Source organism: Streptomyces sp. CB01249 (genome assembly GCF_001905735.1).
Lineage (GTDB): Bacteria > Actinomycetota > Actinomycetes > Streptomycetales > Streptomycetaceae > Streptomyces.
This window is the reverse complement of record NZ_LISW01000001.1, coordinates 1169503-1186240: the sequence shown is the minus strand read 5'-3', so window position 1 is coordinate 1186240 and position 16738 is coordinate 1169503. Positions and strand designations below refer to the sequence as shown.

16 protein-coding genes, 1 tRNA gene and 1 riboswitch are annotated in these 16738 nt (G+C 73.4%); of the genes, 11 read left to right on the top strand and 6 right to left on the bottom strand.

Annotated features, from left to right (window positions below):
- The first annotated feature begins 22 nt into the window (after positions 1-22).
- The 6 genes from AMK18_RS05015 (at position 23) to AMK18_RS04990 (ending at position 5396) form a co-directional block, all read left to right on the top strand.
- A complete protein-coding gene (locus AMK18_RS05015) occupies positions 23-652 on the top strand; it encodes a TetR/AcrR family transcriptional regulator (RefSeq protein ID WP_073861781.1) in 630 nt (209 codons plus the stop codon).
- A 206-nt stretch (positions 653-858) separates the two neighbouring features.
- Positions 859-1866 (top strand): SPFH domain-containing protein, encoded by a 1008-nt coding sequence (locus tag AMK18_RS05010; RefSeq protein WP_018100046.1) that lies wholly within the window; start codon positions 859-861, stop codon positions 1864-1866.
- On the top strand, positions 1863-2762 hold the full coding sequence (locus AMK18_RS05005; RefSeq protein WP_073861780.1) for an NAD(+)/NADH kinase: 900 nt from the start codon (positions 1863-1865) through the stop codon (positions 2760-2762). The genes AMK18_RS05010 and AMK18_RS05005 overlap by 4 nt, the downstream gene beginning before the upstream one ends.
- A 72-nt stretch (positions 2763-2834) precedes the next feature.
- On the top strand, positions 2835-3323 hold the full coding sequence (locus AMK18_RS05000; RefSeq protein WP_073861779.1) for a nucleotide triphosphate diphosphatase NUDT15: 489 nt from the start codon (positions 2835-2837) through the stop codon (positions 3321-3323).
- Between the two features lie 68 nt (positions 3324-3391).
- Positions 3392-3886 carry an FBP domain-containing protein gene (locus tag AMK18_RS04995; RefSeq protein WP_018100049.1) on the top strand — a complete coding sequence of 165 codons (495 nt, stop codon included), beginning with the start codon at positions 3392-3394 and terminating at the stop codon, positions 3884-3886.
- Between the two features lie 43 nt (positions 3887-3929).
- Positions 3930-4023, top strand: a riboswitch (TPP riboswitch).
- Positions 4014-5396, top strand: coding sequence for a purine-cytosine permease family protein (locus tag AMK18_RS04990; protein WP_073861778.1), 1383 nt, complete (start codon positions 4014-4016; stop codon positions 5394-5396). It overlaps the preceding riboswitch by 10 nt.
- 1 nt (position 5397) lies before the next feature.
- Here AMK18_RS04990 and AMK18_RS04985 read toward each other — a convergent pair whose 3' ends face one another.
- From AMK18_RS04985 to AMK18_RS04975, 3 genes are all read right to left on the bottom strand, one after another.
- Positions 5398-6990 (bottom strand): TROVE domain-containing protein, encoded by a 1593-nt coding sequence (locus AMK18_RS04985; RefSeq protein WP_079199221.1) that lies wholly within the window; start codon positions 6988-6990, stop codon positions 5398-5400.
- A 273-nt stretch (positions 6991-7263) separates the two neighbouring features.
- The gene (locus AMK18_RS04980; protein WP_073861777.1) at positions 7264-8196 is read right to left on the bottom strand and encodes a helix-turn-helix domain-containing protein; all 933 of its coding nucleotides are present in this window, start codon (positions 8194-8196) and stop codon (positions 7264-7266) included.
- Between the two features lie 276 nt (positions 8197-8472).
- On the bottom strand, positions 8473-9231 hold the full coding sequence (locus tag AMK18_RS04975) for a DeoR/GlpR family DNA-binding transcription regulator (RefSeq protein WP_073861776.1): 759 nt from the start codon (positions 9229-9231) through the stop codon (positions 8473-8475).
- 48 nt (positions 9232-9279) lie between these two features.
- On the opposite strand from AMK18_RS04975, the gene AMK18_RS04970 reads away from it, so the two are divergent.
- From AMK18_RS04970 to AMK18_RS04960, 3 genes are all read left to right on the top strand, one after another.
- Complete coding sequence (locus AMK18_RS04970; RefSeq protein WP_073861775.1) at positions 9280-9993, top strand: NUDIX domain-containing protein; 714 nt, start codon at positions 9280-9282, stop codon at positions 9991-9993.
- Between the two features lie 53 nt (positions 9994-10046).
- The gene (locus tag AMK18_RS04965; protein WP_073861774.1) at positions 10047-11789 is read left to right on the top strand and encodes an immunity 49 family protein; all 1743 of its coding nucleotides are present in this window, start codon (positions 10047-10049) and stop codon (positions 11787-11789) included.
- Between the two features lie 88 nt (positions 11790-11877).
- Complete coding sequence (locus AMK18_RS04960) at positions 11878-12225, top strand: SRPBCC family protein (RefSeq protein WP_198956957.1); 348 nt, start codon at positions 11878-11880, stop codon at positions 12223-12225.
- 14 nt (positions 12226-12239) lie between these two features.
- Here AMK18_RS04960 and AMK18_RS04955 read toward each other — a convergent pair whose 3' ends face one another.
- The 3 genes from AMK18_RS04955 to AMK18_RS04945 all read right to left on the bottom strand — a co-directional run bounded on the left by AMK18_RS04955 (position 12240) and on the right by AMK18_RS04945 (position 15638).
- Positions 12240-12572 (bottom strand): STAS domain-containing protein, encoded by a 333-nt coding sequence (locus tag AMK18_RS04955; protein WP_073861772.1) that lies wholly within the window; start codon positions 12570-12572, stop codon positions 12240-12242.
- Positions 12573-12880: 308 nt separating this feature from the next.
- Positions 12881-12954, bottom strand: a tRNA-Pro gene (locus tag AMK18_RS04950).
- A gap of 50 nt (positions 12955-13004) precedes the next feature.
- Positions 13005-15638 carry an ATP-binding protein gene (locus AMK18_RS04945; protein ID WP_020207234.1) on the bottom strand — a complete coding sequence of 878 codons (2634 nt, stop codon included), beginning with the start codon at positions 15636-15638 and terminating at the stop codon, positions 13005-13007.
- Between the two features lie 110 nt (positions 15639-15748).
- Here AMK18_RS04945 and AMK18_RS04940 point away from each other — a divergent pair, with 110 nt between their 5' ends.
- Both AMK18_RS04940 and AMK18_RS04935 read left to right on the top strand, forming a co-directional pair.
- Positions 15749-16243, top strand: a complete 495-nt coding sequence (locus tag AMK18_RS04940; protein WP_073861771.1) for a DUF309 domain-containing protein — start codon at positions 15749-15751, stop codon at positions 16241-16243.
- 79 nt (positions 16244-16322) lie between these two features.
- On the top strand, positions 16323-16733 hold the full coding sequence (locus AMK18_RS04935) for a hypothetical protein (protein ID WP_198956938.1): 411 nt from the start codon (positions 16323-16325) through the stop codon (positions 16731-16733).
- The last annotated feature ends 5 nt before the right edge of the window (positions 16734-16738 follow it).

The following is a 16738-nucleotide window of genomic DNA, read 5'->3' as shown; positions in this document are numbered from 1 at the left end:
GAGTCGCAGAGAGGGAAGGCACATGTCGCCGCAGCGGACCGAGCAGGAGCAGACCCCCGCGCAGCGCCGCTCGAAGATCACGCCGGAGCGGGCGCAGGAGCTCTACACCGCCGTGCTCGACATGCTGAGGGAGAACGGCTACGAGTCGCTGACGATGGAGGGGGTCGCCGCCCGGTCCCGTTGCGGCAAGTCCACGCTCTACCGCCAGTGGGGCTCGAAGCCCGAGCTGGTGGTGGCCGCCCTGCACGGCACCCGGCGCGGCGCCCTGCGGAAGATCGACACCGGTTCGCTGGCGGGCGACCTGCTGGAGGCGGCGCGGGCGATCGGCGAGGGCGCGGGCCGCGACACGCCCCTGATGCTGGCGCTGAGCCATGCGGCGCTCCAGAGCCCGGAGCTGCTGTGCGCGCTGCGCGAGTCGCTGATCCTGCCGGAGATGGCCGCGGTCGACGCGCTCGTACGGCGTGGAGTCGAGCGCGGCGAGGTGGCGCCGGACAATCCGGCGGCGGAGTTCGTCTCCGCGCAGCTGCTCGGCGTGATGCGGGCCCGCCCGATGCTGGCCGGCACCCACGCGGACGAGACCTACCTGGTCCGCTTCGTGGAGGGTGCGGTCCTTCCCGCACTCGGCCTGGACGCCCCGTCGTCCGGGTCCTGACAGACGTGGGCCGTCGTCCGAGCGGATGACGGCGGCCCGCTCGCGCCGCACCGTGGGGACGGGGGCGGCGCGCACCCGGCCGGCCGGTGACTTCTGCGAAGTCACCGGCCGTTCGCGTACCCGGAACCTCCTTTATTCGTCCTCTTGACGATAAGGCGGGATTCCGCTTATCGTCGTCATGACGAAAACGACACCAGGGGGTCCCCATGGCCGACATCACCCGCCGCTTCGGCTGGCGCCATCTCCGCTCGGCGCCCACCGCGCACATCCGCCACCACAAGCGCGGCAAGCTGACCCACGACGGGGCCGGACTGAGCTTCTGGTACCGGTCGCTGAGCGCCGCGCTCTCCGAGGTGCCGGTCAACGACCGCGAGCTGGCCATGGCGTTCCACGCGCGCACCTCCGACTTCCAGGACGTCACGGTCCAGGCCACGGTCACCTACCGGATCAGCGACCCGGCCGAGGCGGCCGCCCGCCTCGACTTCTCCGTCGACCCGGACACCGGGGCCTGGCGCGGCGCGCCCCTCGAACAGATCGCCACCCTGCTCACCGAGACCGCCCAGCAGCACACCCTCGACGTGCTGGCCCGCACCCCGCTGGCCGGCGCCCTGGTCGACGGGGTCGCCGCCGTCCGCGAGCGGGTGGCGGCCGGTCTCGCCGCCGAGCCGAGGCTCCCCGCCACCGGCATCGACGTGGTGGCCGTCCGCGTCGTCGCCATCCGCCCCGAGGCCGAGGTGGAGCGCGCCCTGCGCACCCCCGCCCGCGAGCAGATCCAGCAGGAGGCCGACCGGGCCACGTACGAGCGGCGCGCCGTGGCCGTCGAGCGCGAGCGGACCATCGCCGAGAACGAGCTCGCCAGCCAGATCGAGCTCGCCCGGCGCGAGGAGCAGCTGGTCGAGCAGCGCGGCACCAACGCCCGCCGGGAGGCCGAGGAGGGCGCCGCCGCCGACGGGGTGCGCGCCGAGGCGGAGGCCGCCCGCACGGTGCGGCTCGCGGGGGCCGAGGCGGAGGCGGCCCGCCAGGTGGGTGCGGCGCGCGCCGAGGCGCAGGCGGCGTGGCTGCGGGCGCACGGCGAGGTGGAGGCCGCGACGCTGCACGCGCTGGCGGCCACCCGGCTCGCCGAGAACCTGCCGCACATCGACAGCCTCACCCTGTCGCCGGACGTGCTCACGGGCCTGCTCAGCAAGCTGGGCCGGCCGGAGGCCGGGGCGTGAGCCTGGCCCCGCGGGCGGTCCTCGTCCACCGCACCACGGAGTACGAGGAGCTGCTGGCCCGCCACGGCACGCACGGCCAGGCCGCGTTCCTCCTGGCCGCGCGGGGCCGGTCCATCGAGGAGGTGGCCCGGCGGCACGAGCGGACCCGGCAGGCCCTGGCGGATGTGGCGGCGGCCGTTCCGCTCACCTGGCGGCACTGCCGGGTGGAGCGGGCCGACCTGGACCGGTTCCTGTTCGCGCCGGAGGACGTGGTGGTGGTCGTCGGGCAGGACGGCCTGGTCGCCAACGCCGCGAAGTACCTCTCCGGCCAGCCGGTCATCGGCATCGACACCGATCCGGGCCGCAACCCCGGCGTCCTGGTGCGCCACCGCCCGGCCGACGCGGCGGCGCTGATGCGGGCGGCCGTGGCGCCGGGCGGGCGGGCCGACGCGCTGACGATGGTGGAGGCGGTGGCCGACGACACGCAGCGGCTGCTCGCCCTGAACGAGGTCTACCTCGGCCCGCCCGGCCACCAGACGGCCCGCTACCGGCTCGGGCCCGACACGGCCGACTCCCCCGCCGAGCCGCAGGCGTCCTCCGGCGTCCTGGTCGGCACTGGCACCGGGGCGACCGGCTGGCTGCGCTCGCTCTGGCAGGAGCGCCACAGCACCCTCCCGCTGCCCGGGCCCGCCGATCCCCGGCTGCTCTGGTTCGTCCGGGAGGCGTGGCCCTCGCCGTCGACCGGGACGTCGTTCGTCGCGGGGGAGCTGGGACCCGGGCAGGGGCTGCGGCTGACCGTGGAGTCGGACCGGGTGGTGGTGTTCGGCGACGGGATGGAGGCGGACGCGCTGGAGCTGACGTGGGGGCAGAGCATACGGCTCGGCGTCTCGGAGACCTCGCTGCGGCTGGCGGTATGAGCGCGGGGGGGCGGACGCGGTGTCCCCGTAGGCTCCTCAACACCCACCGCCCCGCCCCCTTCGGAGGACAGCATGACCACCGAGAACCCCCTCGCCCCGTCCCGTAACACCCGGCCGCCCAAGGCCCAGGCCGCGCTGGGGGTCGGGGTGATCGTGCAGGACGCGCAGGGCCGGATCCTGCTCGGCCGGCACCACAGCGGCACCTGGGAACTGCCCGGCGGCAAGGTCGACCCGGTGCCGGAGTCCGTCGCGGCGGCCGCCGTGCGCGAGCTGCGTGAGGAGACCGGGCTGACGGTCCCCGAGGACGAGGTCACCGTCTTCGCGATGCTGCACGACGCCCTCGGCGGGATCAACCGCGTGACGATGGCCGCCCTGGTGCGCGTGGACACCGGCACGGCGCGGGTGACCGAACCGCATCTGATCAGCACCTGGGAGTGGACCCCGCTCGACGCGCTCCCGTCGCCGCTCTTCGACCCCTCGGCGCAGATCCTCGCGACCTGGCGCCCGGACCTCGGCATCCCGCATCCGCCCGTGCACCGGCTCCCCCTCGCGACCGAGTAGCCCCAGGTGAGCACCTAATCAAATTAATCGTTTGCCTAGGGACCATAGGCAGAGTTAGCTTCGTGGGTATGAAGGCCCTGACCGAGCAGGACATCCGCTCATCGTTCGTGAATTGCTCCAAGGGGGAAGCCAAGCGTCTGCCGCTCCCCCGCGACTTCGAGGAGTTGCCGTGGGACGACCTCGACTTCCTCGGCTGGCGCGACCTGTCCGCGCCGGGACGCAGCTACATCGTCACCGAGCACGACGGCAGGCATGCCGGGATCTCGCTGCGCTTCCCGTCCCAGCAGCGCGGCTTCCTGCACCGGAGCATGTGCTCGCTCTGCCTGACCACGCATCCGGGCAGCGGGGTCTCCCTGATGACCGCCCGCAAGACCGGTCCCGCCGGGCGTGACGGCAATTCGGTCGGCCTGTACATGTGCACCGACCTGGCCTGCTCGCTGTATGTGCGCGGCAAGAAGAAGGTGGACTCCGGGGCCCGTTTCAAGGAGAGCCTGACCACGGAGGAGCAGATCGCGCGCACGGTCGACAACCTCCACGCGTTCGTGACGAAGCTCTTCAGCTGACCCCTGCGACGACATCGGACGGGCCGGCGCTATTCTGGCCGCCACACCGGACACGGGGTGCCCCGCACGGGGCTGAGATCACACCCGTCGAACCTGAACCAGTTAGCACTGGCGGAGGGATGTCTTCATGTCGTTGCCGTATGCCCAGGACGAGCGCGCCGCCTTCGGCGGGCGCATGCCCACCGCCCCCGGCGATCTGCGCGTCGAGGCGAACGGGATAGCCCCGGTCCCCGAGGACCGCCGCTACGGCCGGGCGGGCCGGCTGTTCACCGTCTGGTTCGCGCCCAACCTGACCATGACCGGTGTCTTCACCGGCACCGTCGGCGTCGCGCTCGGCCTGGACTTCGCGACCGCGCTCGCCGCCGTCGTGCTCGGCACCCTCGTCGGCGCCGTGCCGACGGCGTATCTGGGCACCTGGGGCAGCCGCACCGGGTCCGGGCAACTGCCGCTCGCCCGGCTGGCGTTCGGTCCTGGCGTCGTACTGCCGGGCGCCCTGCAGTGGCTGTCGTCCATCGCCTGGGACGCCCTGATCGGCCTGTTCGGCGGGGACGCGCTGGCGCAGCTGTGCGGCTGGCCGTTCTGGCTGGGGGTCCTGGTCATGATGGCCGCGCAGGGCGCGCTCGGGGTGCTGGGTTACGAGGTGATCCACCGGCTCCAGACGGTGATGACGTTCGCCTTGGCCGCCGCCTTCGCCGTGCTCGCCACGAAGCTCCTGAACGGGGTGGACCCGGTGACCACTTCGGCCGTGCACGGCGCAGACCGGGCCGGTGCGTTCACCCTGACCTGCACCATCGCCCTGAGTCTGGCGCTGTCCTGGGCGCCGTACGCGAGCGACTTCAGCCGCTATCTGCCGAGCGGGACGTCCCGGCCGCGCATGTTCTGGTGCACGCTGGGCGGCATCAGCGCCTCGTTCGTGGCGGTCCAGACGATCGGGCTGTGGGGTGCGTCGGTCTTCACGGACCAGACCGCGCGCGGCATCGACTCGCTGCTCGGCGGAGGCGCGCTCGGGGCGTTCGGGCTGCTCGCAGTGGCGCTGGCCGCGCTGTGCAGCAACGCGATGAACGACTACAGCGGTTCGCTGGCCTTGCAGACCATGGGGGTGCGCCTGCCGCGTCCGGTGGCCGCGGCGCTCGCCGCCGCCCTGGGGTTCCCGCTGGTGCTGTGGATGCACGCGGCGGACACGACCGCCCGCTTCCAGAACGTGCTGCTGCTCGTCGGCTACTGGATCCCCGGCTTCGTGGCGATCGTGTCCGTGGACTGGCTGGTCCGCGCCCGGGCCCGGCGGGGCGCCCCGGTCGACCTCGCGGCCGAGCACGCCCGCCCGCGCCCGTGGTGGCCGGCGCTCGCCGCGTTCGCCGTGGCCTTCGCGGCGGCGGTGCCGTTCATGAGCACCGGCCTGTACGTGGGCCCGGTCGCCGAGGCGCTGCACGGGGCGGACCTGGCGTACGGAGTGGCGTTCCTCGTGGCGCTCGTGGTGTACGCCCCGCTGCGGTTGCGCCGGTCGCGCTGACTCACCCTTCGGCGGTCCACGGCCAGGCCGCCCGGCGTCCGTTCTCGATGAGCCCGGCCATCCGGAACGCGGCGTCGGTGAGGCCGCCGAAAGTGTGCCGGTTCGGGCCGTGGGGGCCGTGCGCGGGCCGGTATCCGGCGAGGTTCCAGGTGTGGACGGGGACCTCGCGCGGGACGGGGTCCGGGCCGCCGGGCGCGTAGGGCAGGGCCTGTTCGTCGGTGACGACAAGCACCCGGTCGTGGTCCCGGTAGTGGGTGCGCAGCGCCTTCGTGGTATCGGTGCCGCCGAGCGTGTGGAACCGCTTCAGCACGTCGAGGACCGGTTCGCCGGGCGCGTACGGGACCGGCGCGCTGCGCCAGCCGAACTCCACCAGGTCCGCCTGCTCGGCGCGCAGGGCGAGCGCGGTGCCGAACACGGCTGCCGCGTCGGCCCGGTTGAGCCGGGAGCGCTCGGAGTGGGTGTCCCAGAACATCGAGTCGGACCGGTCCACCAGGACCAGGGTGCGGCCGGGCAGCGCGGGCACGTTGGCCAGGCAGTGGCCGAGGGCGGCTTCCAGCGCGGCGGCCCAGCGGGGTGCGGCGTGCTGGTGGGCGGCGAGGTAGCGGAACGGGAACTGCCGGGCACGGGCGACCTCTTCGGGGTCCGCGATGCGGGCGGCGACGCGCTCGGCGGCCTCGTCCGGAAGGCCCGCCCGGTCGAAGTTGCGGAGGTTGCGCAGGAGGGCCATCGGGCCCATGGCGGGGATCAGCGCCTCCCAGACGGGGGCGTCCATCGGCCCGTGCAGCCACCCGGCCACGGACTCCCAGGTCATGCCCGCCTCGATGAGCCGTTCCGGGCCGCCGGGGCCGGTGATCAGGGCGCGCCGCTCGTCCACCGGGGTGTCCAGGAGCGTCCGGTGCGCGGTGAGCAGCCGGTCGGCGGCCGGGGCGGTGGCCCGGTCCGGGTGGTGGCGGCGGTCCAGGGCGTACCGGAAGAGCGCGCCCTGCCAGGGCTTGGCCGGGTCGGGGGACGCGTGCACCAGGTTGAGCACGTCACCGAAGCGGAAGCCGTGGGACGCGGTGTCGTACTTCAGCAGGGAGCGGGACGTGTAGAGCCTGCGTACGGCGTCGGCGACGCCCCGCTTCACGGGCTGCGGCACCTGGCGCCCGTACGTCGCGATCCAGTGCGCGAGCAGTTCACCGGGTTCGTCGGCCCGTTGGAGCACCGCGTCGACCACGGACCGGTTGGAGGGCCCTTCGCTGCTCCCGGCGGCGAGCCGCGCGCGGACGTACGCGGCGGCGCCGACCAGGGACGCGGTGCGCATGTTGCCCTCGCCACGCAGCCAGCGGAGCAGCCCGGCCGTCCAGGCGGGGTGCTCGACGGCGAGGCGGGTGACGAGGGCGGTGTACCGGTCGTCGCGGTCCGCGCCGCTCTCGTAAAAGGTGTCCTGGGAGACGAAGTTGCCGACGGCGAGGAGGAAGAGCTCCTCGCGGGGCTCCCGGATGTATGCGGGGCCACCCTCGTAGGTATGGGGCTCCCGTGCGGTGGAGCCGGGCACGGGCCGGGTGGCGGTCAAGTGGCGGGCGGCGGCGGAGACATGCGGGGCCACCAGCATCTCGGGCCAGACCTTCGAGACGCGTCGGGAATGACGAGGCAGTGAATCCCCCCGGATTCGAGCGATGGTGAGACGCGCGCGCCCGGCGAGATCAAGGAGCATGGCGGCGGCGTCACTTGGAGTGTCAGAAGGAAGGAGCCGCAGCCGGGCGCACCGCCGGGCGCGGGCGCGTCGGTAACGTACAAGACCCGCCGAGAGGCGCACCACCGATTTACCGCGCGCACCGCTTCGACGGGCCGGGCGCCGGGACCGGCGGTCCCGGCGCCCGGTCTGTCACGGCATCCTGGCCGTCCCCGTCGGCGCGCACTGCATCTGCTTCTCGGAGGGGATCTCCCCGCACACGCTCATGGAGTCGAGCGGCGCCTCCTTGGAGACCCCGAGCATCTTGGTGTACGAGTCGTGCTCGAAGCGGATGAAGGCGTCCAGCTCCATCCCCCGGGCGTCCTTGATGATCACCTTGTCACCGACGGCGCCGCCCTCGATCCGGCCCCAGACCGCCTGGCAGGCGGCGCTGTAGCGGAGTTCGATCTGCATCCCGCGCAGATAGGTGCTCTTGGCGGTCTTCGCGTCCCACTGGCACTCCATGGCCTGGGGGTCGTTGCGCCAGCAGGTGTCCGCCGTGCACTTGACCTTGATGTCGCCCGCGCCGGGCACGAGGTCCGCTCCCTGCCCGCTCGCCTTCCTGCTCTCGGTGCGGGTCTTGGCGGCGTCCGGGCTCTGGTCCGCGCCCGCGAGATACGGGGAGAGCAGCCCGGTCGCCACCGAGCCCATCAGGGCACCGGCCGCGATGTACCCGATCACCGCGCAGCGCCGCCACCACGAGACCCCGGGCCGCTCGCCCGGCGCCCGCCCCTCGGCGGCCGGGTCACCGGCGGCGGTGTGCGTGACCGTGGGCCGGTCCCGGCCGGCCACGACCGGCACCGGGTCCGCGACCGGGGCGCCGGCCCTGGCCAGCAGGTCGAGCAGCGGTTCCGGCGGGGTGCCCGCCACCGCCGCCAACTGCTCGACCGCCACGGGGGTCGGCAGCTGCTTGCCATTGAGGAACCTCTCCCACGAGGAGCGGCTGTAGTGCGTACGGTCGGCCAGACCGCCGAAGCTGAGCTGCGCCCCCTCCTTGATCCTCCGCATCTCCGCGCCCAGTTGGGCGCGGGCCGCATCCGTGGCATCCGGTGCCGGGTTCTTCCGATCCGACTTCGCGTTCGACATGCAAGAGCCCCCCTCGTCATGTGCGCCCCCACGCGTCGTTCCTCCCCCGGACCGACGCGGCGCGAGGGACACAATAGATCGGGTATGTGACAGCTCCGCAGCAGCTCAGCCACGTGGCGCGGCGCGGAATCGGGCCTGCCTGTCACACGGCCCCCGAGCCGTTCCGGGCACCCGCGAAGGTCTGCGCGGGTTGCCAGGAATCCGCGCACGCGATGCCAAGTTCCCGCATCCGCAGAACCACCAAGGTCCGCTTTCAGAACCGGCCCTGACGCCCCGTCACTCGGCCACAAGGACCTCCGCTCCGAGCGTCCGGAGTTGTTCGATCACCGGGTCGCGGGGGTCGGCGTCGGTGATCAGGCCGGTGATCTTCTCCCACGGCAGGACGCGGTACGGGGACGCCGTACCGATCTTCTCGCGGGAGGCAAGGATGTAGGTGTCGGCGGCCCGTGCGGACAGGGCGCGCTTCATCGCCGCTTCCTCGGCGTCCCCCGTGGTCAGCCCGGCCTCGGGGTGGACGCCGGTGACGCCGAGGAGGCACAGGTCGGCGGATACGTTCTGCGCGGCCTCGACCGCGGCGGCGCCGCAGGTGACCGCCGAGTGCTTGAAGACGCGCCCCCCGAGAAGGAACAGCTCGGCCCGCGGGTGGTCGATCAGGGCCGTGGCGATCGTCGGGCTGTGCGTGATCACCGTGCAGGCGAGGTCGCCCGGCAGGGCCCGCGCCACGGCGAGGGCGGTGGTGCCGCCGTCGAGGATCACCGAGCCGCCCGGCCGCACCAGCGCCGCGGCCACCGCGGCGACCCGCCGCTTGCCGTCCGGGGCCACCGCCCGCCGGGCGTCGTAGTCCACCACCGCGGGCGAGGCGGGCAGCGCACCCCCGTACACCCGCTGGCACAAGCCCTCGGCGGCCAGGTCGCGGAGATCGCGCCGCACGCTGTCCTCGGAGATGCCCAGTTCGGCGGCGACGTCCTTGGCCACGATCTTTCCCGTACGGGCGAGCAGATCGAGCAGGTGCTCGCGTCGTTCAGCTGCCAGCATTCACGTTCCTTCCTATTCTTGCACGTTTCTGCATGTATCTTAGCCGCCATGACCGACACACCTCTGCCCCACCCCGGCTCGAACGGCATCCCGGGCGTCGACGCCCCGGATCACCGCGGCCGCACCGGGCTCCATCTCGCCGGACGGGACCTCGACCGCAACCCCGGTGTCCGGATACGCGACGTCGAACTCACCTCCCAGGGCTGGCACGTGCTGCGCCGGACCACCTTCGACTACCGGCGTCGCGACGGGCGGTGGGAGACCCAGCAGCGCGAGACCTACGACCGGGGCAACGGCGCCGTCGTCCTGCCCTACGACACGGAGCGCGGCCGTGTCCTGCTGACCCGCCAGTTCCGCTACCCGGCGTACGTGAACGGCCACCCCGACGGCATGCTGATCGAGGCCGCCGCCGGGCTGCTGGACGAGCAGGACCCGTACACCGCGATCCGCCGCGAGGGCGCCGAGGAGCTCGGCATCCGTATCGGCGAGCTCGTCCCCGTGCTCGACGCCTACATGAGCCCGGGCTCCGTCACCGAGCGCCTCCACTTCTTCGCCGCCCCCTACACCCCGGCCGACCGGACCGGAGCGGGCGGCGGTGTCGAGGAGGAGGGCGAGGACATCGAAGTACTCGAACTTCCCTTTGCCGAGGCCCTCGCCATGACCCGCGACGGCCGCATCACCGACGGCAAGACCATCATGCTCCTGCAATGGGCAGCCCTGTCCGGACCGTTCGCCCCGGACCGGGACTCCCCCGGGACTTAGGCTGTCGCGGAGATCGATCAAGGAGCGGGGCAGTGCGAATAGAGCGTCACCAGGTGGGCCGGGCCGCCGTATCGGCAGCGCGTACGGACTTCACGAACCGGATCGGGAGCCAGGTCCGGTCCATGTCGAAGGCGGACCGGATGACCACCTACGAGTGGAGGATGATCGCCGACGAGTTCCTCGACTACCTGGGCGCCCTCTCCGTGGAGACCCCGGATCTCGACACATCGGAGGCGAAGGCAGCCCTCAAGGACGCCTCGGAAGCCGCGGCGGGATCGGTCGCCTACGCCGCCTACCACCCGCACTGCAGCTTCCACGTGTTCCTGGACTACGTGAACTTCGGCATGAGTTACGAGCCGGGCGAGGACGCCCCCGAGGAGAGCGTGACCGCCTGGGACTGGATCGACGCCCTCTGCCTGGCCGTCCTCAGGGACAAGGCCCACTGGCACGGCGAGGCATTCCACTTCGCCCGGCAGAAGTTCGCCGCGGAGGCCCAGGGCACACCCGTGGGCGAACTCGTCACCGGGCTGACGGCCGTGGTCCTGGACGACACCGGCGACGAGGACCAATACCCACCGAGCACCCAGCACAAGCTGGCCGCCGTCGACGCGGCCCTGGAGCGCGTCCGCACCCGCGCCGCGGAGACCGGGCGGCCACTCCTCGATCAGCCGGACAGCCTGGCACTCCACGCGTTGCGCACCCTGGTCGCCGAGGACCGGGACGCCTTCGACACCGCGCTCGCCGGTCTGCTGACGCGGCACTCCGCCCGGCAGAGCCCTGCCGCTTCCCCGAGCACCCTGCTCCCGCTGGTCCCCCTCGCTCTCGCCGCGCTCGCGTACAGGACGCTGGGCTGGACACCCGCCGTCGCCTCGGACTACCTGCCGCACGCGCTGGTCACCGGCTTCGAGACCCGGGGCCCGAGGGTCGGGGGACTCGGCCGGGACCGGCGGCCGGACGCCGTCGCCGCGCTCGCCGCGGGTCCGCTGACGGTGGAGCGGCCCGCCTGCGAGCGCGAGGGGCTTCCGCAGGTCGAGGCCCTGTACGAGAAGAACCTCCGGAAGGCATTCGCCGCCTCCGACGACGAGGAAGGGCGCCTCGCCGTCTGGCGTCTCGGCAAGGCGATGAACGACCAGGAGCGCCTCTTCAAGTGGCGGGCGGGCAACCCCGGCAACGACACGGGCGCCCAGCTCGCCGCGATCCGCCTGGCCTCCCGGCTGGGGGCGGCGCTGTTCCGCATCGCGAGGGCGGAACCCGGCACCGACGTCGAGGTGGTCATCGACGGGCACACCCTCCGCTGTGCGGCCGAGCGGGGCGACAGGGCAACTGCGGGCCACTGGCAGACGGCCGTCTCCTTCGCCCTGATCACCGGGGCACGGGAGGACCTTGCTCCGCTGGTCCTCACCGGCCCCGTCTTCGCGCAGCCGGACGGGTCCGCGTTCGCCGCGTACCGCAAGGCCCTCCACGCCTACTTGACGGGCGATGACCCCGAAACGGCCGCTCAGCTGGCGCTGCGGGAGACCGAGAAGGCCAAGGACCGGGGCTTCCCCATGCCGCCCGCCGTGCTGCTCTCCCAACTCGTGGAGGGTGACGAGGAGAGCTTCAACCTCGCCCTGGCCGACGCGCTCGAAGCCCACCGGGCGCACCATCAGGTCGCCGACCGAGGTGACGACCCCGACGCCTCCGTCAACCTGGACGTGCTCGCCCTGGCCTGCCACGCCCGCCGTCGCGGGTGGGCGATCCGCGTGGACAGCCCCTACCTGCCGCCGGACCTCCTGCGAACCGCCGAACCCTTTTAGCGGACGGCCCGCCGACCGGCGCGCTCGGGGCTTCCGTGCGCATGCTGGAAGGGTGAGAAGAACGGTACGCGCGGTGGGTGCGGCGCCTGTGGAAGCGGTGTGGAAGCGGTACGTCCGGACCGCCGCCTGGAGCTCATGGGCCCCACAGATCCGGGCCGTGGAGGCGGAGGCGGAGCTGCGGGCGGGCATGCGGGGGCGGGTGGTGCCCGTGGTGGGGCCGGGCGTCGACTTCGTTGTCGAGGCCGTCGACCATCGGGCCCGTACCTGGCAGTGGAGCGTCCGGATGGGGCCCGTACGGATGCGTCTGTGGCACGGCGTCCGGGCCCGTATGCCGTCCGGCACGGAGGCGGAGCTGCGCCTCGACGGGCCCGCCCCGGTCGTGGTCGCGTACGCGCCGCTGGCCCGCCGTGCGTTGCGCCGTCTGGTACGGGGCTGAGGCGGGCCGGGCGGTCAGGACCCGGCGGGTGTCGCGGTCAGCCGGTCGGGGCCGAAGGTGCCGGGGCTCATGTCGGCCGCGAGGAGCAGCAGGCGCAGGGGCTGGGGCTGAAGTCCGGTCACGGTGATCCTGCGCTCCGGGGCGCCTTCCCGCGCCTGCGGAGGCAGCAGGAGGTGGAGGCCGGAGACGTCCATGAAGGGTGTGCCGTGCAGATCCCACTGCACGTCGGTGACGTGGGCCGGGAGCGCGGAGGCCGCCGCGCGCAGCGGGGTGAGGGTGTCGGAGTCGATGTCGCCGCACGGGGTGATGCGTGCGGATGTGCCGTGGACGGCGGTGATGATGTCCATGGTGGGCGCGCCCCCTTCCGGGGGTTGTTGAGCCCAAGGGCGAAGCACCCCCGTGGGGGGGGGCTACGACGATGGCAGGGGGCCGGATGCCCGGGACGGGGGCAACGCCCGGCTCCCCGAAAGACCGTCACCCGTGGCGGGGCCGACGGTCGGTCTCGTGTCAGCCCACCGTCGCACACTTACGCCCCGTCCTGCGAGTCCCCCCGGGAGCCTCGTGCGACGGAGACTTCCCAGCCGGTCCCCGAAAACGATCGAAGGCCGGTCTCGGAAGATCCCGAAACCGGCCTTTGACCTGCGACTCCTATGAGTCGGGACGACAGGATTTGAACCTGCGACCCCTTGACCCCCAGTCAAGTGCGCTACCAAGCTGCGCCACGTCCCGCTGCCGCTTCCCCGGTCCTGCCGGGTGGTGGCTGCAGGGAAAACATTACCTCACTCGGTGGACCGGATCGACGCGCGTGCCTGCTGGGCGCGGGCGGCCAGTCCTTCCGCGCCGCAGGCGGTGGCCAGCTTGTGGGCGCGGGCCAGTTCGCGGGGCGAGCGGGTGGCGATGCCGTAGTCGACCAGGGCCTGGGCGAACTCGTAACCGGAGGGTGACGCTTCCAGATGGCGGACCGCCTCGCCGAGGAGGTGCACGGACTCCTCCGGGCGCGCGAAGAGGGCCACGCAGCGCAGGGCCTCGCCGATCGCGGTCTCCGTGCCGAAGCGCTCCGCGTGGACCCGGGCCGTGTTGGCGAGCTGGGCGGCGCGGCCGGGGTCCTCGTCGGCGAGGGCACGGGCCAGGTCGCCGGCCCAGGGGCCCCAGATGCCGTTGAACCTGCCACGCGGTTCCAGCGAGCGCCCGGCCGCCTCCAGCTCGGTCACCGCTTCCTTCGTACGGCCTTCGGCCAGCAACAGGCGGCCCCGGACGCACGGCGCGTCCGGCAGCACCATGGCGCTCGGGTACGGCAGACCGAAGTCGTACTGGTCGGCGACCTTGCGGGCCTCGGGGACCCGGCCCCGGGCGAGCAGGGTGTCGATGAGCAGGCAGGCCGCGTCCCAGTGGACGGGGAGCCCGCTGCCGACGCGGTCCGCGAGGCGCAGTCCCTCGCGCAGGAAGCCCTCCGCCTCGGCGAGGCGGCCCCGGCGGCGGTGGACCAGGCCGAGCAGGGTGTGCGCGAAGGCGAGGTGGGCGCCACTCCAGCCGGAGATCTCGAAGGCCCGGACCGCCTCGCCGAACAGCTCCTCGGCGCGGTCGAGCTGGTCCGTGAAGGCGTAGGTGATCCCGACCATGGTGGGGAGCTCGAAGCCCCACTCGGAGTCGGTCCAGCCGAGTCCGCGTGCGGGGTGGCCGTTCACCAGGGCGCGCTCGCAGAAGTCGACGACGACCTCGGCGTTCTCGCCGCGCAGCATGGCGTCGAAGGCGCGGAGCGTGAGCAGGGCGCGTTCGGCGTTGTCCCGGCCCTTGAGGTGGTCGGCGTTGGCGGCGAGCCGGCGCGAACGGCCGGGGCCGTCCTCCTCGGTGGCCTGCATGCCCTCCCAGAGGAAGTGGGCGGCCTGGAGCCGCATCAGGCCGGGTCCCGGTGCCGTGCGCTCGGCCTCGGCCGCGAGGGCCAGGGCCGCTTCCTTGAGCTGGTTGTTGTGGGACAGCGCGGCGGCGAGCCGGAACGTGGCGTCCACCCGCAGCTCGTCCACCAGGCCCGGCATGTCCAGGGCGGCGCGCAGGTGCTGCACGGTGGTGGCCGGGGAGCTGAGCAGCGTCGCGCAGCCCAGCTCGTACAGCAGGGTGGCGCGTACGTCGTGGCGCGGCGGCTCTTCGAGCGCGCGTTCCAGGCAGCGCCGGGCGGCCTCGGGGGCGCCGACGGCGAGGTGCTGGTTCGCGGCGGCCCGCAGCTGTGCGACGAGTTCCTGGTCGTCATCCGGGTGGACTTCGAGCAGGTGGCGGGAGGCCGCGGCGGGGCCGAGCCCGGCGTTGGTGATGGCCCAGGCGGCCCGCCCGTGCATCGCGGTGCGGGTGGCGGGCGGGATGGAGCGGTAGACGGCCGAGGCGATCAGCGGGTGCACGAACTCCAGCGGGTCGAAGCCGGTGACGATACGGGCCTCGCGCAGCCGGGCCGTGCAGTCCGCGGCCTCGGCGGAGCTCATCCCGGCCAGGGACGCGGCGACGTCCTGGGAGATGTCGGTGCCGAGGACGGCGGCCGCCCAGGCGAACCGGTTGGCGTTGGTGCCCAGCCGTTCGAGGCGGGCGACGAGGCCGCTGCCCCGGGCGGAGGCGCCGAGTTCACGCAGGAGCCCGGCGGACTCCTCCAGCGGGGCCAGCTCCTTGTCCTGGACCTTGGCGACGAGCTCGACCGCCTCGTAGGGATTGCCGCCGGTGACGGCCCAGACCTCACGGCAGAACGGGTCGTCGGCGTGCTCGCCGAGGGTGGCGCGGACCAGTTCGGCGGTGGCGTCCGGGGTGAGGGCGCGCAGGGCGACGCGGATCTGCGCGGGGTGGCCGTCGGCCGCGTTGCGCGCGGCCTCGCGGGCGGCCAGCTCCTCGGGGCGGTGGGCCTGGACGACGAGCACGCGCAGGTCGCCGAGGCGGGCGGTGAACGAGGAGAGCCAGGCCAGGGACTCGCCGTCCGCCCAGTGGGCGTCGTCGATGATGAGGAGCAGCGGACGGTGGCTGAGCCGGGAGGCGAGCCGCTTCACGACGTAGTCGAGGCCGTCGCGGACACCCTGCGGATCGGGCTGCGGGCCGGAGGGCTCGGCGAGCCCCAGGGCCGGGGCGGCGCTGTCGAACCAGGGGCCGAACAGGGCCCGTACGTCGTCGGGCGGGAACTGGCCCAGGGCCGGCTGGAGCAGCTGCCGTACGACGTGGAACGGCACCGAGGTGACCGTCTCACCGCCGCGTGCCGACCAGATGGTGCACCGGTCCGCCGCCATGGCCCGGATCTCGTCCAGGAGCGCGGTCTTGCCGATGCCTGCCTCGCCGCTGTAGATCAGCAGCCCGCCGGTGGCCTGTGCCCCGCAGAGCGAGTCGATGGCTTGTGCGGCAGTGGCGAGTTCCGGTTCGCGCTCATAAAGCGGCCGGGACGGCTTCATGCCTACCCTCCCCCAAAGTCGTGACCATGGTGGTCGAGCCTAGTCGCGCGCGGGGTCCCACGGACAGTGGTTCGGACAGTTCGCCGCAGGTGCGGGGCACAATCGGGGGCGTGAACGAGACACGCAGGGACCGGGATTCCGAGGGACGGGCGCACAACGCGCGCCCCCGTGACGGGCTGGGGCGCCCGCTGCCGTACGGGACGCCGGGGGTGGAACGCCAGCCGGAGGGGGTCGAACGCACCGCCGGTGAGACCGTCCGGGAGGCGCAGCGGCTGCTGGACGCGGGCATGCCGTTCCACGCGCACGAGGTCTTCGAGGACGCCTGGAAGTCGGGCCCGGAGTCGGAGCGGGAGTTGTGGCGCGGGCTCGCCCAGCTGGCCGTGGGCCTGACCCATGCCGCACGGGGCAACGCGACCGGCGGGGCACGGCTGCTGCGGCGCGGCGCGGCGGCGCTGGAGGCGTGCGGGACGAGCGAGGCGCACGGGATGGGGCTCGGGGAGCTCACCGGCTGGGCGCGGGGCCTGGCGGCGCGGGTGGAGCGTCCGGGCGCGGGGCCGGTGGACGCGGCGGCGGAGGCACCGAGGCTGCGGGCGGAACAACCGTGAACCACAACTCGGCCTGGTTTCGACGGTGTTGGTTGACAACGGCGAACAGGCCGGGGTGGAACCATTACGATCCCGCGTCATGAGCACTTCTGACCAGGACCGAGCCGTGGACGCCCCGATAGCCGAGGACACCGCCGAAACCACCGCCGAGGACCCGGCCGAGGACGTCCAGGACGACCTCGCGGACGACGTCGAGGGCGGTCTCGCGGCGGAGGGCGAGGACACCGGCGAGCGCCGGCTGACCCCGCGCCAGGCGAGACGGCTGCGCATCGTGCTCTCCTCGGTCGGCATGGTGGCGATGGCGGTGGTGCTCGGGCTGCGGCTCGCGAGCCGCGCCTCCGTCCTGGTGGTCGGGGTGTACGGGCTGGCGCTGATCCTCTGCGGGATCGTGATCGAGCTGAGCCGGAACGGCCGCACCCGGCTCGGAAGCTGGCTGCTGGCCGTCGGGCTGGTCGCCGCGATCAGCGCGGACTGGCTGCTGATTCCCTGAGCGGT